Genomic DNA, 17,880 nt, shown 5'->3' on the forward strand with positions numbered 1-17,880 from the left:
GCCGGCAGCTCCTGGAGCTCGATCCCGGGTGGCCGGTACCGCCGATCAAAGCGAGGGAGGCAAGCAAGGGCCTCACCGTCGCTCGCAGGCCTCGCCCTGGCAGTTGCTCCAACTCGTCGCCGGCAGGGCCGTAGGCCGCCCACCGTTCGCGCTGGGAGCGGTTATCCCCAGTTCCAGTGGACAACCCGTCCTGTTTCCCCGGCTCGGCGCCCGGGGGCCTCTGAAATTGCTGTCGATGAGGCAGATCGGGCAAAAGCTGACCGCTGTCGTGCAGGGAGACCGGCATCCGGCCAACCAGAACGACGACAGTTCAGCCGTCCCGCCCTCGCCGAACCTCTGGAGCAAAGAGGTGGCCAAGTAAACCGCTTTGAAAGAAGCGCTATCAGCGTTAAACTACGAACGCCATCGGCGCTTTTAGCGCCATTCATCCACTGCTTAGGACTCGCTTCAACGATGAATCAGCCCCGCAATAGTCCCGCCGCTGTACGCGCAAAGCCATATTCAATAAAGCAAAATAACGTTGTAGATACGCGCGAGGGCGCGTTGGGACCGATGGCGGCCCCAACCGGCTGCCTGGGGCCGTACATCTACACGGACGTGATCACATTCCGTTACAAACGGAGCGTGCAAGACCGGCAACACATGCTCACGCTCGCCCAGAACCTGGACGGGGTACAGATCATCGGCCCGTACGCAACCGAAGCACGAGCGATTCTGCAGCAGTGCGGCCAGCTGGACCATGCCAGTATCCCCCGTGGGGATTGACCGGCTACCCGGGCGCGGCGCTACTTCATCGCGATGGAGCACCTGGCCCGACGGCGCATGGTCGAGATCTCCAACCTGTAGTTGCCCGCGTGCCCTCAGCCCGTAGTGACTATGGCAGCCCCGACCTTCAGGAGTAATTCCAGATGATTCAAGCGAGTTTGAGCGGTCGGCTTGGGAAAGACCCCCGGGCGATTGAAACGAAAACCGGAACGCCCATGGTTTCGGTGTCGGTTGCTGTCGATGTCAGTTCGTATAAAGGCGAATCGACGGTCTGGGTGAGCGTGACCGCCTTCGGGAAGTACGCGGAAATCTTGGGTACGCATATCAAGGGAGACACCATCGCAGCGTCCGGCCGGTTGGAAATGTCTCACTGGACGCCGGAGGATGGGGTAGAGCGCGAGAGTTGGACCTTGATCGCTGACCACATCCATTCTGCCCGAACGGTGCGCCAAGGTGGGGGCCATGGGGGTAAGGGGCGCCGGAAGACTGATCCGCCGGCGGATGGATCGCCACCGAGCGAGCCAGCGCCGAATCAGGACGAGGGCCGTCCGTTCGATGATGAGATTCCGTTTTAGCTATGAGCGCTTGCGCGACCAGGAGAAGCTCAGTCTCTATAGTGGCGGAGGGGAATTTTTGATGTCAACATTCGGCGATGTGGCGAATAACCTACTGGCAGCGATTGCGACACTTAGCGTGGCTTTATGGAGCATTTGGTGCTTCGTGGAAGCGTCAAGCCGCGGGCAGAGGCGGCACGAGAATCGGAGATCGCAATGCGGCAGGGACGGTTTCGCATGCGATACCAGCGGCGATAATAGTTGATATTGAATCAGCGGTGAGGCGGCTGCGGGTTTCCGCGCCGCCGGACAGGCAGTGAACGCGCGTTTCCTTTTTGGCGTAAAACGTCTGTTACTTCCGGGCTGCCTGTCCGGCAGTGAAAGGCGGTGACGGGTGAAGCCTGGCAGTCGAACGTTTCTGAGCTGCCTGCCCGGCAGTGAACCCGGCCTTGATGTAGAGCGGCAAAGCGTCCTTTTTCTGAGCTGCCTGCCCGGCAGTGAACTCCCGGTTAGTACCCGGCCGCTTCAGCGAACTTTTCTGAGCTGCCTGCCCGGCAGTGAACGCTGGAATCTGGACAACGTACAGGCACAGCAATTTCTGAGCTGCCTGCCCGGCAGTGAACTACAGCATACCGCCTCGATCAATCTGATGCACCCCAGATTTGGTGTCATTCTTCATCACTGACCCTTCCGACGCCCCAATCCGCAAGCTACTGTCCTGACGTGTCGCGTAGCGAGGCCCTGGAAAAGGGTCTGCCCGCCCAAATCTTTGACTCGGTGCAGTCGGGTGGAAGCTCGAACGCGGCTGCGGTTGGCTCGGATGGGTGAAGGCTCGTCTTGGTGGCCTTGCTTAACGGTTGAGCTCTATATTTATGGCTTTTCGTGGGGATCTGGAGCGGCGGCAATGGCAGCAAGAAGCTCCGGCAGATGAACCCGCGCGCGTGCTCTCTGTGCCGGGCTGTAGTGCGGCGGGACAAGGACACCCACTTTCTCTGCGGGGGGTAGTCGCTGGCGTCGCAATGGTGGCGTGTATGTGCTTCGGCCAGTCATGATTGTTCTCCGTCTATATCAAATTCGGTTTTTCCATCCTTATCACTTTCGTACAGCTCTGATCCACAATCCGGACACTCGCTACCCGCAGCAGACCCGCATTCTTGGTCATAGACGATTCCGCATTCTAGGCAGACAGCGTAATAGATAACTGGCTCGGTGTCGTGTTGGTTGCTCATGATTTAACCTCTGCTAGACCGTTTAGGAACCAGTACGATTAGGACGGCCGGTAACGGGATAAATAACCGTTCCGGCCGGTCCGTGTGCCCCTCACTTGGCCACTAGCCAGACCGCTAAAGCCACCGCGGCACACGTCAGGCCCGCGGCGATCACATTCAACATGGCAGCTTGCCGCGTCCCCTGCAACTGGTTCTGGATGTTGTTTGCTGCCTCAGTGAACTCCCGCCGCAGTTGCAGGCTGGCCGTTTCGAGCTCCTCTGATAAGGCTGATTTGGCAGCGGTGAGTGCCGCAGTGAGCACGGGCTCAGCCATCCCCTTGGCCTGATGATTCCATCGGGCAGCGATACCTTCCATATCCTGCTTGAATGCGTCGATAGCCTTTTGCTGTTGGGCCGCCGCATCCCGCAAGACACCGGCGTTGATTGTCGTGATCATCATGATTGGGTCGTTCTGTCCGATCATAACCCCATGTGTACTGCGAATCTCGCGCAGCAGGGCATCTTGGGCTTCTGGGCTCATAAAACCTTCGTGCTGGCCATACTTTCAAATAGCTCTTTCTGGACCATCTTGAGTCGCTGCCGGACCATGATCGGCTTATCGGGCATCGCGATTGCTTCGGCGAAGGTCAGTCGAGCTTGGAGCATATCGCCGAAATCCTGACCAAAGGTGTCCTCGCGCAAGGTTGGAATACGCACGAGCCCCGATACGCGTGCCTGGTGATCCTGATACGCGCGCATCTCTTCAAAACCTTTGCCGTCGTGCTCTATCTTGCCCCAGAACGGATTGAGCCAGACACAGAATAGGGCGTCGATTGGAAATTGACGAGCGAGTTGCTGAAAGCCGTTAATCGTGTCCAGTTGAGCTTGACCACCGGTGATGACGGTATGTACAAGCAATTCGTGGCCCATGCTTTTCACGAGTGCCGGAACCTGTTGGGTAATGAGATAATGGGACAGTGCAACGAACGAACTCGCTCCGTTATCAATCACGACATCATCTTGTGCGTTTGCAATCAGTTCAATCAGAAGGTCGAAGTTCCTTGGTTTGATCTCCTCGTCTTCCATAATTTGGATGCGTTTTACGTTCAGGCTCCGGTAGCCAGCGAAGGTGGCATTAACCGGATCAGTGTCCACGCAGATCGGCGTTTGTCCCTTGCTCTCCTTGTATTGAGCAATCATTGCGGCAATGACCGATTTGCCGACGCCACCCTTGCCTTGCAGAATTATGTGTATGTTCATCTAATATAGCTCATCGGGATTAGCGACTGGGTTGAAGGTGAAGCCGGGCCTAGTGGACTCGGGTCTTGCGAGTTCGGGCCGGAGGGTTGGGGTTTGTGGCTTCTCGCTGGTTTGGGTTGGGTGAGACAGTGGTTTTGGTGCTTGGGGGGGTGCAGGTGTTGTTGGTTGCCGATTGTTCTCTATGGTTTGCTTTGGCGGTATATCGGTAATGTGGCGACGGACGTGTTTCAGGAACGCCTCATATCGATAAGAAACCTTTCCTGTTGCACTGAGATGTTCCCATATTGAACGTCGCGAATAACCTTTATCGAGTGCTTCACGAATATCCTCCCTGATGGCCAGGAATGCCACAAGGTTCCGGTTCTTGCTCCTTTTATTGTGTTCGCGAGTTTTGAGCCATTCAGAAAGCTCGATGGTGTAACTATTAGCCATGTGTACACACTATTATTCTGGCGTCAAACCTTTGCTGGTTAATGGTTATAAGTGCCGCAATAGTACCGTCAGTGCTTACCGCTTCGCTCAAGCTCTGAAACCGCTTCAACGACCGCTTCACTTCCGCCCTGAAATCGCGTAGAAGCCATTGTTTTTACCACCCGAAGCCATTGTGTTAGGCCTATTTTCCTCCATTCTGGCCGAGTTGCGCAAGAGTAGCGGCGGAATGCGAAAGAGTGTTGTAGAATCCACGCTGTTTAATGTAGCTGAGGTTGGGGGCAGGATATGCGAAGTAGGCCCACCCCCCGAGGGGGCGGTCCTACTTCGCTCCCCTTATTCGCCTATCGGCTCAACGGGTATCCTGCCCTGCGGGGCTGGTCGGCTACCGCCTCCAAGACCAAGACCACGCCCGGCCTAAGCTCGGCTCGCGGAGATCAAACATGCGTCGCAAGCGCGTCATCCGAGACCTGTTCACCGACACGGATTGGGCGCCGCTGCGGCGCCCCTACCGCAAGCTTGCGCGGCTGGTCGACGGTGGTTGTGGCACATTTCACTTTGAATGCAAGCGCTGTGGTTGGGATAGCGGATGGTTGGAGCTGTGTCTGTCCGTGACAGCGGCCAAGCGTGGGATGCCATGTCCCGAGTGCAATTCCACTTCGGTGCCAGCAGGCGCCGGGTATTAACCTACGACGATAGGCGGAGCGAACCATGAGCACGAGTTTTGAGTTTTATAAGGTCACGACACTGACGGTTGGCGTTGTCATCGCCTGACATTCATGATGGCAAAGCCTACTCGAAAGGGCAGTCCGGCCGTCAAGGTGTATTGCCTGCCGGACGAACGCGCCGAATTGTCTGCGCAAGCCAAGGCGGCAGGCCTGAGCCTGTCCACGTTTCTCTTGCGCGTGGGACTTGGGTATCAGGTCCCCGGCATCCTCGACAACCAGCGCGTGGAGCAGTTGGCTAAGGTCAATGGCGACCTGGGCCGACTCGGCGGCTTGCTTAAGCTTTGGCTCAGTGACGATGCCCGTACCGCAAGATTCGACGCGCCCACCCTGCGGGCGTTGCTCAAGAAGATCGAGGGCACGCAGGATCAGATGCACGAAATCATGCTGGGGGTCGTGCTGCCACGGACGGCGCGCGTGCCGTCCGTCGATGCTCAAGCGGCGGAGCGACTGCGGTGATCGCCAAACGGGTCCCGATGAAGAATCTGCGGAAGAGTGACTACGGGGAACTGGTCAAATACATCCTCGATCCGCAGGACAAGCAAGAGCGGGTCGGAAAGGTCGACGTGACGAACTGTCACTCCGATAAGGCGGAGTTTGCCATCACGGAGGTACTCAACACCCAGGCCCAGAACCGGCGAGCGACAGGCGACCGGACCTATCACCTCATGGTCAGTTTCCGGGCGGGGGAAAATCCCACGGCGGAAACGCTGGGCGCGGTTGAGGATCGCCTGTGTGCGGGGCTTGGGTTTCGCGAACACCAGCGGGTCAGTGCGGTTCATTACGATACTGACAATGTTCATATGCACATTGCGATAAACGCTATTCATCCGACTCGGCACACATTGCATAACCCGTACAACGACTTTAAGACGCTCGCACAGCTTTGCGAGAAACTAGAGGATGAGTACGGTCTAGCGAAGGATAACCATGTGGCGCAGAAGCGGGGCGCCGAGAACCGTGTGAACGACATGGAGGCGCATTCCGGGGTACAAAGTTTGTTGGGATGGATCAAACAGGAATGCGAACAGCAGATGCAAGGGGCGCAGTCCTGGGCGCAGTTGCACCAGGTCATGCACGAGCATGGATTACAGTTACGCGAACGCGGTAACGGGTTGATCGTGGTCGGCGCGGACGGCACGGCGGTCAAGGGCAGTTCAATTGATCGGTCTTACTCCAAGAGGGCGATGGAAGGCAGGTTTGGCAAGTTTCAACCGGCGCCTCAGCGGACGCAGGAGGCGACTGGTGCCAGCGCAGCGTATCAACCTAAGCCGGTGCGAACTCGCGCGAACACCGCGGAACTCTACGCCCGCTACCAAGAAGACCAACGGACCAGCACCACGGGCCGTGCCGCCGCTATGGAGCGGATGCGCAAGGATAAGCAGCAAGCCATTGAGGACGCCAAGCGGGTAGCCCGCCTGAAGCGGGCCGCGATAAAGGTGAGCCAGGAGGCGGGGAGTATCAAGAAGATCCTGTATAGCGCGGCGCACCAAACCTTGCGGAAAGACCTTGGCAACATTGCCGAGCAGTTCGCTCAGGAGCGGGAGCGGATCGCCGCAGCCCATCAGCGCCGTGCGTGGGCGGATTGGCTTCAGGCCCAGGCGCTTCAGGGTGACGCTGAGGCCTTAGACGCCATGCGAGGACGCCCAGGGGCCAAGGCCAGCGGGCCGGTGGACGGTATCACGAAGGCCGGGACGATTATCTATCGGCTTGGAGCCACCGCGGTACGCGACGATGGGAGTCGCCTTTCGATTTCCCGTGGTGCGGACCGCGACGGACTGGAAGCGGCTTTAAAGATGGCTGCACAACGCTTCGGCCCCGTCATCGCGGTGACTGGGACCGATGTGTTTAAGGCCCGGGTCGCCGAGGCTGCCGCGCGTAGCGGCTTGGCCATTACGTTCTCAAGTCCAGCGCTGGAACAGCGCCGCCAACAACTTTTATCCGAGACCGAACATGACCGATCAAGAGCGCGAACTGACGGAGGACGAACTTCTCGAAGCAGCCCTGGCAGCCGTCGACCAGTCGCCACCCGAGCTCCAGGAGGACCCGCCGGCGCCGGGTCCACCGAGCAGCATGCCAGTGGCGCGGCCCGAACCGCCAGGCCCGCCAAGCCCGACGTTGGCGCAGTTGGACGAAAGCCGCCGCCCGAAGCCCAACACCGTTTGCGAGGGCTGCAACAACTCGGTGTGGTTCAGTTCGCCCACGGAAGTGCGGTGTTATTGCCGAGTCATGTTTCTCGTGACGTGGAGCACAAAGGACCCGAACCAGATCACCCTCTGCGACGGGATCTTCCTGGGCCAGGAACAGGACTGACATCAGCCGCCCAGAAGTACCTGGAGGAACGGGAGGCCAAGCGTGCCCGAGGCATCGACATTCCACGCCATGTACTGGCCGATCCGCAGCAACACGACGGGCCGGTGACGTTTGCCGGGCTCCGTGAGATTGACGGTCAGCGCCTGGCCCTCCTGAAGCGTGAGGATGACATTCTGATTCTGCCGATTGATGCCGACACTGCCGAGCGGTTGGCCCGGGTCAAGGTCGGCGCGTCACTCACTATGACCGACCACGGTGCGATCCGCACCAGAGGACTCCGCCGATGAAAGCCCAGTCATTCAACAACGCCGTCGGCCCCCAGGTACGGGCGTCACGGCCTAAGCCGGGGCTGATCGTGCCCTTGCTCGCCGTGCTGTTCTTAGTGGCAGGATTGCAGACCGCCACCCAATTTTATGCTGCCGCAACCCTGCAACCGACCGCTATTTATGCGCCCTGGAAGATCATCGAGTGGTGGCACGCCGCGGGTGCGGCGACGCCGGACATCATGGGCGCGGCGAATTTCGGTGTCATCGTCGCGGGCGTCGGAATGCTCCTAATAGTGCTATTTAAGATGATCAGTGTGAATAGCAGCAAGGCCAATGTGTACCTGCATGGGTCAGCGCGCTGGGCCGATCTGGACGACATCCGGGCCGCTGGGCTATTGCCGCGGGCGTACACTTTGATAGACCGAGTGAGAGGGCAGTCAGCGCCCGGCAGTAACGGGGTATATGTAGGGGCCTGGGTCGATCGACGGGGCAAGCAACACTATTTGCGGCACGATGGACCTGAGCATGTTTTGGGCTATGCGCCTACCCGGTCGGGTAAGGGTGTTGGCCTAGTTGTCCCAACCTTGCTGTCATGGCCCGCGAGTGCCGTGATCGCTGATCTAAAGGGTGAGCTATGGGCGTTGAGCGCTGGTTGGCGGCAGCAGTGGGCACACAACAAAGTCCTACGGTTCGAGCCAGCCGCGGAGAAGGGTAGCGTGTGCTGGAATCCATTGGATGAAATCCGGCTTGAAACGGAAAACGAAGTAGGCGATGTGCAGAACCTCGCTACGCTGATTGTCGACCCTGACGGTAAGGGCCTAGAGACGCATTGGCAAAAAACCAGTCAGGCACTCTTAGTTGGCGTGATCTTGCATGTGTTGTACAACGCCAAGAACAGGAAGGGGCCGGCGGCCACGTTGCCCGCGGTCGATGCGCTACTGGCAAACCCACAACAGGATGTGCGGGAACTCTGGAAGGCGATGATCAATGGCCAGCATCTGCAAGACCCCGAGGAGAGGAAGCAGGATAAGTGGCACGCACACCCGGTGGTCGCCGCCGCCGCACAGGACATGAAAGATCGCCCCGACGAAGAGGCGGGCTCGGTCTTATCAACTGCCAAGTCTTATTTGGCGTTGTATCGTGATCCGATCGTAGCGCGGAATGTTGGACAGTCCGAGTTCAGGATTCACGACCTGATGAAAGGAAAACAGGCGGTCAGTCTCTACATTATAACGCAACCAAATGATAAGGCGCGGTTACGGCCATTGGTGCGCGTCATGATCAACATGGTTGTGCGGCTATTGGCCGACAAAATGACGTTTGAGAAAGGGCGGCCGGTCGCCTCTTACGATCATCGCTTGCTCTTAATGTTGGACGAGTTCCCGAGTTTAGGTAAGCTCGACATCATGCAAGAATCGTTGGCGTTTATTGCCGGCTACGGCATAAAGGCATATCTGATTTGCCAGGATATCAATCAGTTGCGTAGTCGAGAGACCGGATATGGTCACGACGAGTCCATTACCTCGAATTGTCACGTGCAGGTTGCGTTTCCGCCGAATCGGATTGAGACAGCAGAACATCTGTCGAAACTCACCGGGCAAACGACGGTGACGAAGGAGCAAATCACCACGAGCGGGCACCGCACCAGCGCCCTGCACGGCAATGTCTCTCGAACGATCCAGGAAGTGCAGCGGCCACTGTTGACGCCCGATGAGTGTATGCGGATGCCGGGACCACAGAAGACCGCGACCGGTGACATTGCCAAGCCCGGGGATATGGTGGTCTACGTGGCGGGCTATCCCGCCATCTACGGTCAGCAGCCTTTGTACTTTCTTGATAAGACGTTCCAGGCGCGGGCGGAGATACCGCCACCGGATAAGACGGACCGGCTACGCGACCCCAAGGGCGTCGTGTTGCCGGATATTCCTGCGGCGCCGACCCCGACTGCCAATGAGACTGCGGTACCGGTCGGCGCGGACATTGCGAGGGCTGAAGCATGAGAGCCATCACTATTTTGTTCTTCGTTGGGTCGCTGGGTCTGGCCATACTTGCCGCCGGCGCCGCCGCCGGGTTTGTCGTTAACACAACCAGGAGCCTCCCTCCCGGGCTCTATCGACCCAGCAGTGCCCCGGTGCAGGTTGGGGGTCATGTGTCCTGGTGTCCCCCGGATCGGCCCCCGTTTCGCGAGGCGAAGGCGCGGGGGTATCTAGCGTCAGGGACTTTCTGTCCCGGGAGATTTGTCCGCATGCTCAAGCGCGTGGCCGCAGTCGCTGGCGACCGCATCGACATCGATGCCGACGGTGTGCGCGTCAATGCCGTGCTGTGGCCGCTAAGTGCGCCACGGGCCGCCGACCTGGCAGGGCGCCCCCTGGCCGTCTACCCGGTCGCGCATTTTACCGTGGCACCGGGCGACCTGTTCTTGATGGGAGTGACGGCCAACTCTTGGGATGGGCGGTACTACGGACCTGTTTCCCAGGAGCAGATTAGGCGCATCGTTGCCCCTTTTTTCACATGGTAATGCGGGGTAAGTCATTGTGCGTTTATTCATTGCGGAAAAGCCCGACCTGGCAAAGGCCATCGTTGCCGCATTAGGCGGCGGGACCAGGAATGACGGCCATTTCGAGTGTGGCGGCGGTGACTATGTGACATGGTGTTTCGGTCACATGCTCGCGCTCTATGACCCGGAGGATTACGACGAGAAATACGAAAAATGGGCACTGGAGGACCTACCGTTTTCGCATATCCCCTGGAAGAAGAAGCCCGGGGGGGATGAAGGATCGAAGAAGCAACTCAAGCATATCCTTGCTTTGCTGAAACAGGCATCCACCGTGGTTCATGCCGGCGACCCCGACGAGGAAGGCCAGCTACTGGTTGACGAAATCCTTGAGTTTGCGCACTGCGCTTTACCCGTGCAGCGGGTCTTGATCAATGACAACAACACGGCGCTGATCAGAAAGGCGATAGCCAACATGCGCGACAATGGCGAGTTTGCCGGGCTGTCGGCGGCGGCTGAGGCGCGATCGGTCGGGGATCAGCTCTACGGTTATAACATGACCCGGTGTTACACCCTGATTGGCCAGTCGATGGGGTACAGCGGGGTGTTGAGCGTGGGCCGCGTCCAGACCCCGGTGTTGGGGTTGGTGGTGCGCCGCACGCGGGCCTTTAGGACGCATACGAAGGCCCTCTATTTCACGATTACCGGCCAGTTCGCCATCGAGGGTCTGGAGTTCCCCGCCCGCTACCAGATCGAGCCGGCAGATCCGGTGGACGAGAAAGGCCGCTTGAGCGACGCCACCCACGCGGAGGCCCTGGCCGCGACCGTCACTGGCAAGCCGGCCCGGGTCCTGACCGTGGAGACCAAACACAAGGAGGCCCATGCCCCGCTGCCCTACAACCTCCTGAAGCTCCAGACGGATGCCTCCCGGAAGTTCGGCTACAAGCCGGACGTGGTGAAAGATATCACTCAGCGGTTGCGTGAACAGTACAAGCTCATTACCTACAACAGGTCTGACTGCGAATATCTCAGCGACGAACAGCACCCGGACGGGCCGGCTGTTCTGGCTGCCATATCCCAGACCGCTCCCGCCCTTGCTCCGCTGGCCAAGCGAGCCGATCCCACGATCAAGAGCCGTGCCTTCGACTCCAGCAAAGTATCCGCGCACCACGGCATCATTCCCACCCAAGCGACGGCGGACCTCTCCACCCTCCCCGAGCCCGAACAGCGCATCTACCTCTTGATCGCTCGCGCCTACATTGGGCAGTTTTGGCCTAAACACTTGTTCGATCAGACGGATGTGATGGTGGAGGTGGAGCGTCACCGCTTCGCGGTCCGCTGCAACGTCACTACCCGCCCCGGTTGGAAGACCTTGTACAGCAACGATGTTGGCAACGAGGACTTGGAGGGTAATGCTGACGACCTGGTGTTAGACCTGCGTGCCCTGAACCCCGGCCAGGTCGGGCAGTGTGTCAGCGCTGAGGCTGTCAAGCAGGAGACGAAGCCGCAGCCGCTCTACACCATCGCCACGTTGCTTTCCGATCTTACCCGTGTCGCGAAATACATTCGGGATGACACCTTGCGGAAGATGCTGGTCGAGAAGGACAAGGGCAAAGAGGGGGAACACGGTGGCATCGGGACTCCTGCCACCCGGGATACGATTATCGCCACACTGTTTACGCGCGGGTACTTAGTAGAGCAGGGAAAAAGCATCGTTCCCACGGCTATTGCCGACGAGTTTTATGACGCGCTTCCCGACGCTGCCAAATTTCCGGACATGACGGCCCTTTGGCATTCGCAGCAGAAAGAGATACAGTCGGGCGAGCGCGATACGGTATCGTTCGTTCGTGAGCTCATGACTTATATCGCTCGCGAGGTTGAGAGCGTAAAGGCCAATGGGTTGAGTATCAAAGTGGATACCCAACCATGTCCCACCTGCGGTCGCCCGTTGCGCCGCATCAAGAAGAAAGACAAGGAAGAGTTCTTTTGGGGCTGTACCGGCGTCGCGGATGGCTGCAAATATGTGTGCAACGACCATGAAGGCAAGCCGGTACTGCGCGCTGCGCTTGCCGTATCCGCTACCCAGAAATGCCAAACCTGCGGCGCAGGACTCGTGCGGCGAGATGGGAGAAGGGGGTTCTGGTGGAGTTGCAGCGGGTATCCCGAGTGTCACCAACGCTATCCCGATGTAAAAGGCGCCCCGGACTATGCCAGGGGCAAAAACGAGCCACCGACAACCAACGTGAAGGGGAAGTGACATGAGCAACGATATGCAAACTGCAATGCCGGCAGAACTGACCGCCCGGGAAGTCCTGGAAAGCAAACTCAGGTTCGCCATGGTTCCAGGCACCGTCATTGAGCTGGACCCCGACGAAGCGGAGATGGTGGGGGCCTTCGCCGAGGACGCATTGACCGAGCAAGAGGCGCTGGACGGTGCAATCGACATTTGGCCGGGAGAAGCGCTGTGAGTGCCAAAAAGCTGTTCCATGAACAGGTCGCCGACAAGTTGATTGAGCAGTTGGCGGCGGGTGTGGCTCCGTGGCAGAAGCCGTGGACCCCGGGAGGATCAAGCTCGAGCCTCCCGGTCAACGCCACCACCGGCAAGCGGTATCACGGCGCGAACGTCGTGCAGCTGATGGCGCAGGGCTATGACGATCCACGCTGGTGCACCTACCGGCAAGCGGCGGCGGCCGGCGCGCAGGTGCGGGCGGGGGAGCGTGGCACGACGGTTCAGTATTTCAAGTTCACGGAGGAACAGACGAAGCGGGACGAACAGGGGCGGCCGGTCCTAGATGCGGAAGGAAAGCCAGTCAAGGAAGATGTGCGCCTGGAACGTCCGCGGTGCTTTCACTCGTCGGTGTTCAACGCCCAGCAGATCGACGGGCTGAAACCGCTCCCGCCCCTTGCCCCGTCCCCGGAACAGCAGTGGTCGCCGTCGGAGCGGGCCGAGCACATCCTGGCGGCATCCGGGGCGCAGATCAAACACGGACAGCAAGACCAGGCGTTTTACCGTCCCGCAACAGACACAATTCATTTGCCCGAGCAAAGCCAGTTTCCCGAAGCGAACGGGTACTACGCGACGGCACTCCATGAGCTGGGGCATTGGACTGGGCACGAGTCGCGGCTCGATCGACCCCTTAATAGTCCATTCGGCAGTGAGGGTTACGCCAAGGAGGAACTGCGGGCCGAAATCGCCAGCATGATTGTCGGCGAGACGATCGGGATCGGGCATGATCCTGCTGACCATGCGGCTTACGTCGGGCATTGGATTAAATCCCTGCGTGACGATCCAATGGAAATTGTTCGGGCCGCGGGCGACGCCGAGAAAATATCCAACTATGTGATGGCGTTCGAGCAGCAACAGGTACAGACGCAGGAGCCAGTCCAGGACCAGGGGCAGGAGTGGCGCCCGGAACTGCTGATCCAGCAGGTGATCGACTGGCAAGCAGCGGATGTACGCATAACTGCGGCTCCGATCAATGAAGCGCTTCGCGAGGGGCGCCCTGATCGAGCCATCGAGTTATTGGAACAGATGCCAGTGCCGCGTGATGAGTTGCCACAGGGTACGGATGAACTGCGCAATGCAATTGCTGAAAACTGGCGTCAGTGGCGAGAAGCCAACGGCGTAGGTCCGAGCGTCACTCCAGAAGACAAGCGGACGTTTGAAAGCATTCCTAAAGACCTGAGCCAAGTTCCCGTTGCCCCACAACCCGTGCCTATTGCCGCGGTGCCGCCTCAGCAAATAGTGCTTATGAATGACGGTGGGGGCTACTTTACCGGCGTCCAGATCGAACCATGGACTGACGATGCGCGGGATGCGCGGGTTTACCAGGACCCGGCCCAGGCCCAGGCCGCGGCAGATTTGTTACGAAAGCGTGCTGATCCGCTCCTCAACGGGCCGGCGATTGAGCTGCATGTACGGGACCCCGAGAACCCCCGCGTTACGGTGCCGCTGTCTGCGCAAAGCTCAGATCCGCAACGGCCAGCCCAAGAACCGGCTCAGGTGCCGCGTGACGAGCGGCAGATCGTGCTTGGGACAGACAGCGGCAACTATTACACCGGGTCATCGATCGAGCCCTGGACTGATGATGCCAGTGACGCCCAGGTCTACGCTGACCCGAGCGAGGCCTGGCGCGCGGCGCTCGCGTTGCAGGCGCAGCAGGCTGAGTATCTGGAGGATAGGGCCGTCGAATTGCATCTGCGGGAGACGGAAGATTCCCGGGCCGGACGGCTGGTCGTATCGCTGGCAGACGCCAACAATCGGCCAAAACTTGCCGCACAGTGGCAAGCCAACTTCGGCGAACCGCTGCCGACCGACCTGGCCACGACGCAACAAACCGAGAGTCCGGAGCCAAACGGTTGGGTCACCGTGGCCGAAGAACCTACAGGTAAGTGGTCATGGAGTTATATGGACTCCAACGGTGTTGAAGTGGCGTCTGGTGAGGGTTACGAGTCCGAGGAGGAGGCGCGCGCCGACGGTGACAAGGAGCTCGAAGCGCAGACCGCGCCAGAGCAGCCAAGCGAGCAGACCGCGGCGACCGCTAAGACATCGGACCAGGTGCCATCCATCGGCGGGGTTGTTGAGACGCTGGCGCAAGGCGCCTTTGCCGCCATGACGGCGGACACTGTGGGTGGAAGGATTGCCGCTCATATCAAGGCCCAAGCAGCGGCAGCGCGTGCCGAAGCCGCGGACAGAGCCCGCGGCGCTGGCGCTGGGCCGTCGTTTGATAGCAATGCGTTGTCGTCAGGGCAGCCAAACGCTCCGACCCCGATTCAAGGGGCCGAGGAACAGGCACGGGAGCAGGAGGGCAGGGAGGATAGGACCTACATCCAGGTCCCTTACCAGCAGAAGGACGAGGCGAAGGCACTGGGCGCACGGTGGGATCGCGCGGCGGCGTCGTGGTACGTGCCGCCGGGTTGGGACCTGAGCCAGTTTGAGAAATGGCCCACGGTCGCGGGGGCGACGGCCCCGGGAGTCGCGGCGACGCCGACAGTCGCGGCCGAGCGGGAGACCCCCGCGGCCCCAGAGTCTCACATGCTGCGCTTAGCGGAATTTATGGCTCACTCTAGGGCCGTACCCCTTAAGAATGATGAAGACAAGTGGTACGTCACCTACGGCAGCGTAGAAACGTTTGGCGAATACGAAGGCGTCTTCTCGCGCCACTTCTCTTCGGATGCGGACACTGCCGATGACGCGAAGCGTGAGGCCCATGCGTCAGAAATCGAGGCTGCGCTCCGGCAAATCCGGTCGGTTGCGAACGGGGGTTTGTCTGGGGGGGTTATGACGATGCCACCTGATGCAGTGATTGACGACCATCCCGGGATGCGCGAGAAGTGGGCGGATGTGTGCGGGGAGAAGGTAGTCACCAACCCGGTCGAGGATTCGGCGCCGGTCACAGAGACGGTTGAACCTCTGCAATCGCAAAGTGCCGGGGTGCTCGATGAGGCGATTGTCAGCCACCGCGCTGAATCCCAGGAGACGCCCCCAGCCCCAGCCCAAACCCCTGCAGCAGCCGCACGTCAATACCTCGCGGTTCCTTACGAAGAGCGCGGCCCCGCAAAGGCGGCCGGGGCCAAATGGGATGCCGGCGCAAAGTCCTGGTATGTCGGTCCCAATGCAGACATGGAGAAGCTGGAGCGCTGGAATCCGGAACGGGTCAAAGCGCAACAGGACCCCGCGATCCCGCCGCGGGAAGAATTTGCGGAGGCCTTGCGCCAGATCGGTTGTGTCGTCAGTGGTGAGCATCCGATCATGGACGGAGCGAAGCACCGGATCACCGTCGTTGGGGAGGCGCACAGCGACAAGGCGGGGTCTGGCTTCTACGTTGGGCACCTCGATGGCCATCCCGCCGGCTACATGAAAAATAACAAGTCGGGCGTCGAGATGAAATGGAAGTCGGCAGGGCAGGTAATGGACCCGGAGGCCAGGGCCGCACTCGCCGCGGCGGCTGCAACGAAGCTCCAGGAGCGGGCAGTGGAACAGGCGGAAACCCATGAGAGTACCGCGCAGCGGCTCGCTACCCAACTGCGGAGCTTGCAACCTGTGACAGCCCCCACCCCGTACATGCAGGCGAAGGGTATCGACCCGCAACCAGGGGTCTACACCGACAAGTCAGGCCGCGGGACTTGCATCCCCGTCGTCGACGCGAACGGCAAACAATGGTCGACGCAGTACATTCAGGAGGACGGCACGAAGCGATTTGCGAAAGACTCCAAAAAAGAGGGGTTTTTTCATGTGGTGGGTGGCGACCTCGCGGCACTGGAGAGGGCGCCGGCAATCGTGATCGGGGAGGGCTATGCGACGGCCGCTACCCTGACCGCAGCCGTGGGCTTTCCCGCGGTCGCGGCGTTTGATTCTGGAAACTTGCCGGCAGTCGCCCAGGCTTTACACGAGAAGATGCCGGGTAAGCCCATCATCGTGGCAGCGGATGATGATCTTGAGCAGCAGCGGACCAGGGGCCGGAATCCAGGTCGCGAGAAAGCGGAACAAGCGGCCAAAGCGGTTGGTGGTCACGTGCTGTTGCCGATCTTCGCCGCCGGTGAACAGGAGGGGAATCCGAAGGCATTCAGCGACTTCAACGACATGGCAAACAACAGCGTGCTGGGAATCGAGGGTGTACAGCGCCAGGCGCGGACGATGGTTGATGCAGTGGTTGAGCGGGAGCAAACCAGGACGCAGGAGCGGGAACAGGTCCAGCAGCAGGAGCAAAAGCGGGTTTCAAAGAGGGTCGCAAAGATCGGATAGCCGTAGCCAGGCATGAAGAGGTTTTACGCCAAGGAGAGGGGAGGGGATGGGAGGGCAAGGGATTGCCCAAGTGTCCATGCCGGCGGCCGGCGGTGGGTATTGCAGAAAAGTATCGCATGCGAAACTTTGGCAGAGCACCTGGGCTCTCGCAGAGCACACGCCAAGCTCCCCGCTGTCGACCGGTTCCGTGGGAAACTGGCCGGTGAGCGGTCGTGCCGAAAAATAGCTGAATGTCCTCGGAGCTCAGTGCATTGGCTGCCGGGGCTAGGTGCGCCTTGATGTCCGCAAACAGGGTATCGGAGCACAGCCACCGGGCGCTGTCCTTGGTGTACCCGCCGGCGGTCGGTATGGCGGAAAAGACCGACCGTCCCCAGCGCTGGAGTAGGCGGGCGAGTGTCGTCCTGACAAGCTCGACATGGACGACGGCGGCGGGTATGACGGAAAAGTATCGCATGCGAAACTATCGTGGCAGCGGATGATGATCTTGGACAGGTCAATGAGGCCCCAGCGAAATCGCCGGGGAAACCTCGGCCCGGAACTCCTCGATGCCTTAGCGGACCCGACCTTCAATGAGGCCCCGGCGAATTCGCCGGGGAAACGGTCTTGAGTCCGGCGCCGATTCCGTTGTGGAAATCCCCTTCATCAATGAGGCCCCGGCGAATTCGCCGGGGAAACGCCAGCAAGCGAAGGATCTGGATCTTCACGAGAGGGAGACTTCAATGAGGCCCCGGCGAATTCGCCGGGGAAACGCCAAGTCCGCAGAAACGCTACAAGCCAGAGCACTGACTTCAATGAGGCCCCGGCGAATTCGCCGGGGAAACTACGCCCTTGTGCCATCGATCGACGGCGTTGCGCCAGCACTTCAATGAGGCCCCGGCGAATTCGCCGGGGAAACTTGATGTATTGATCCACTTTGAGTTGGATATGTATTAACTTCAATGAGGCCCCGGCGAATTCGCCGGGGAAACCCGGGTGAATCATAGATTGAAAACGCAAATACAAATACACTTCAATGAGGCCCCGGCGAATTCGCCGGGGAAACGACGATTGGGGCGGGGGGTTGTCATGTGCCGATCTCCAACTTCAATGAGGCCCCGGCGAATTCGCCGGGGAAACCTACA

12 protein-coding genes and 1 CRISPR repeat array are annotated in these 17,880 nt (G+C 59.8%); of the genes, 9 read left to right on the top strand and 3 right to left on the bottom strand.

Going from position 1 to position 17,880, the window contains the following annotated elements; translation table 11 throughout:
* The coding region (locus tag QZY44_RS17175) for a hypothetical protein (protein ID WP_295448841.1) at nt 1-361 on the top strand (361 nt) is incomplete at its 5' end.
* 547 nt (nt 362-908) lie between these two features.
* Nucleotides 909-1,340, top strand: a complete 432-nt coding sequence (locus QZY44_RS17180; protein WP_295448844.1) for a single-stranded DNA-binding protein — start codon at nt 909-911, stop codon at nt 1,338-1,340.
* 273 nt (nt 1,341-1,613) lie between these two features.
* A CRISPR array of direct repeats spans nt 1,614-1,942; the repeat unit is 28 nt; unit sequence TTTCTGAGCTGCCTGCCCGGCAGTGAAC.
* A gap of 697 nt (nt 1,943-2,639) precedes the next feature.
* Here the strand turns inward: QZY44_RS17180 and QZY44_RS17185 are convergent.
* The 3 genes from QZY44_RS17185 to QZY44_RS35830 are packed head-to-tail and all read right to left on the bottom strand — an operon-like array spanning nt 2,640 to nt 4,219.
* Nucleotides 2,640-3,068, bottom strand: coding sequence for a hypothetical protein (locus tag QZY44_RS17185; protein ID WP_295448847.1), 429 nt, complete (start codon nt 3,066-3,068; stop codon nt 2,640-2,642).
* Nucleotides 3,065-3,787, bottom strand: a complete 723-nt coding sequence (locus QZY44_RS17190) for a conjugal transfer protein TraL (RefSeq protein ID WP_295448850.1) — start codon at nt 3,785-3,787, stop codon at nt 3,065-3,067. The genes QZY44_RS17185 and QZY44_RS17190 overlap by 4 nt, the downstream gene beginning before the upstream one ends.
* On the bottom strand, nt 3,788-4,219 hold the full coding sequence (locus tag QZY44_RS35830) for a TraK family protein (protein ID WP_365304691.1): 432 nt from the start codon (nt 4,217-4,219) through the stop codon (nt 3,788-3,790).
* Nucleotides 4,220-4,995: 776 nt separating this feature from the next.
* Here QZY44_RS35830 and traJ point away from each other — a divergent pair.
* From traJ to QZY44_RS17225, 7 genes are read left to right on the top strand one after another with little or no spacing between them, the layout of a single operon-like run.
* Entirely contained in the window at nt 4,996-5,400 is a 405-nt protein-coding gene (gene traJ / locus QZY44_RS17195; RefSeq protein ID WP_295448852.1) for a conjugal transfer transcriptional regulator TraJ, read from the top strand.
* Entirely contained in the window at nt 5,397-7,541 is a 2,145-nt protein-coding gene (gene traI, locus QZY44_RS17200) for a TraI/MobA(P) family conjugative relaxase (RefSeq protein ID WP_295448855.1), read from the top strand. The genes traJ and traI overlap by 4 nt, the downstream gene beginning before the upstream one ends.
* The gene (locus QZY44_RS17205; protein ID WP_295448858.1) at nt 7,538-9,520 is read left to right on the top strand and encodes a type IV secretory system conjugative DNA transfer family protein; all 1,983 of its coding nucleotides are present in this window, start codon (nt 7,538-7,540) and stop codon (nt 9,518-9,520) included. Before traI ends, QZY44_RS17205 begins: the two co-directional genes overlap by 4 nt.
* Nucleotides 9,517-10,038: a conjugative transfer signal peptidase TraF gene (gene traF, locus QZY44_RS17210; protein WP_295448861.1), complete on the top strand. Its 522-nt coding sequence runs from the start codon at nt 9,517-9,519 to the stop codon at nt 10,036-10,038. Before QZY44_RS17205 ends, traF begins: the two co-directional genes overlap by 4 nt.
* A 16-nt stretch (nt 10,039-10,054) precedes the next feature.
* On the top strand, nt 10,055-12,271 hold the full coding sequence (locus QZY44_RS17215) for a DNA topoisomerase 3 (RefSeq protein ID WP_295448864.1): 2,217 nt from the start codon (nt 10,055-10,057) through the stop codon (nt 12,269-12,271).
* 1 nt (nt 12,272) lies between these two features.
* Complete coding sequence (locus QZY44_RS17220) at nt 12,273-12,482, top strand: conjugal transfer protein TraD (protein WP_295448867.1); 210 nt, start codon at nt 12,273-12,275, stop codon at nt 12,480-12,482.
* Nucleotides 12,479-16,759, top strand: a complete 4,281-nt coding sequence (locus QZY44_RS17225) for a zincin-like metallopeptidase domain-containing protein (RefSeq protein WP_295448870.1) — start codon at nt 12,479-12,481, stop codon at nt 16,757-16,759. The genes QZY44_RS17220 and QZY44_RS17225 overlap by 4 nt, the downstream gene beginning before the upstream one ends.
* The last annotated feature ends 1,121 nt before the right edge of the window (nt 16,760-17,880 follow it).

Source organism: uncultured Thiodictyon sp. (assembly GCA_903837595.1).
Lineage (GTDB): Bacteria > Pseudomonadota > Gammaproteobacteria > Chromatiales > Chromatiaceae > Thiodictyon.

What these genes read in the sequence shown, in the direction of transcription:
- QZY44_RS17190 (WP_295448850.1), bottom strand. Translation starts at nt 3,787, where the DNA reads ATGAACATACACATAATTCTGCAAGGCAAGGGTGGCGTCGGCAAATCG.
- traJ (WP_295448852.1), top strand. Translation starts at nt 4,996, where the DNA reads ATGATGGCAAAGCCTACTCGAAAGGGCAGTCCGGCCGTCAAGGTGTAT.
- QZY44_RS17180 (WP_295448844.1), top strand. Translation starts at nt 909, where the DNA reads ATGATTCAAGCGAGTTTGAGCGGTCGGCTTGGGAAAGACCCCCGGGCG.
- QZY44_RS35830 (WP_365304691.1), bottom strand. Translation starts at nt 4,219, where the DNA reads ATGGCTAATAGTTACACCATCGAGCTTTCTGAATGGCTCAAAACTCGC.
- traF (WP_295448861.1), top strand. Translation starts at nt 9,517, where the DNA reads ATGAGAGCCATCACTATTTTGTTCTTCGTTGGGTCGCTGGGTCTGGCC.
- QZY44_RS17205 (WP_295448858.1), top strand. Translation starts at nt 7,538, where the DNA reads ATGAAAGCCCAGTCATTCAACAACGCCGTCGGCCCCCAGGTACGGGCG.
- QZY44_RS17220 (WP_295448867.1), top strand. Translation starts at nt 12,273, where the DNA reads ATGAGCAACGATATGCAAACTGCAATGCCGGCAGAACTGACCGCCCGG.
- QZY44_RS17185 (WP_295448847.1), bottom strand. Translation starts at nt 3,068, where the DNA reads ATGAGCCCAGAAGCCCAAGATGCCCTGCTGCGCGAGATTCGCAGTACA.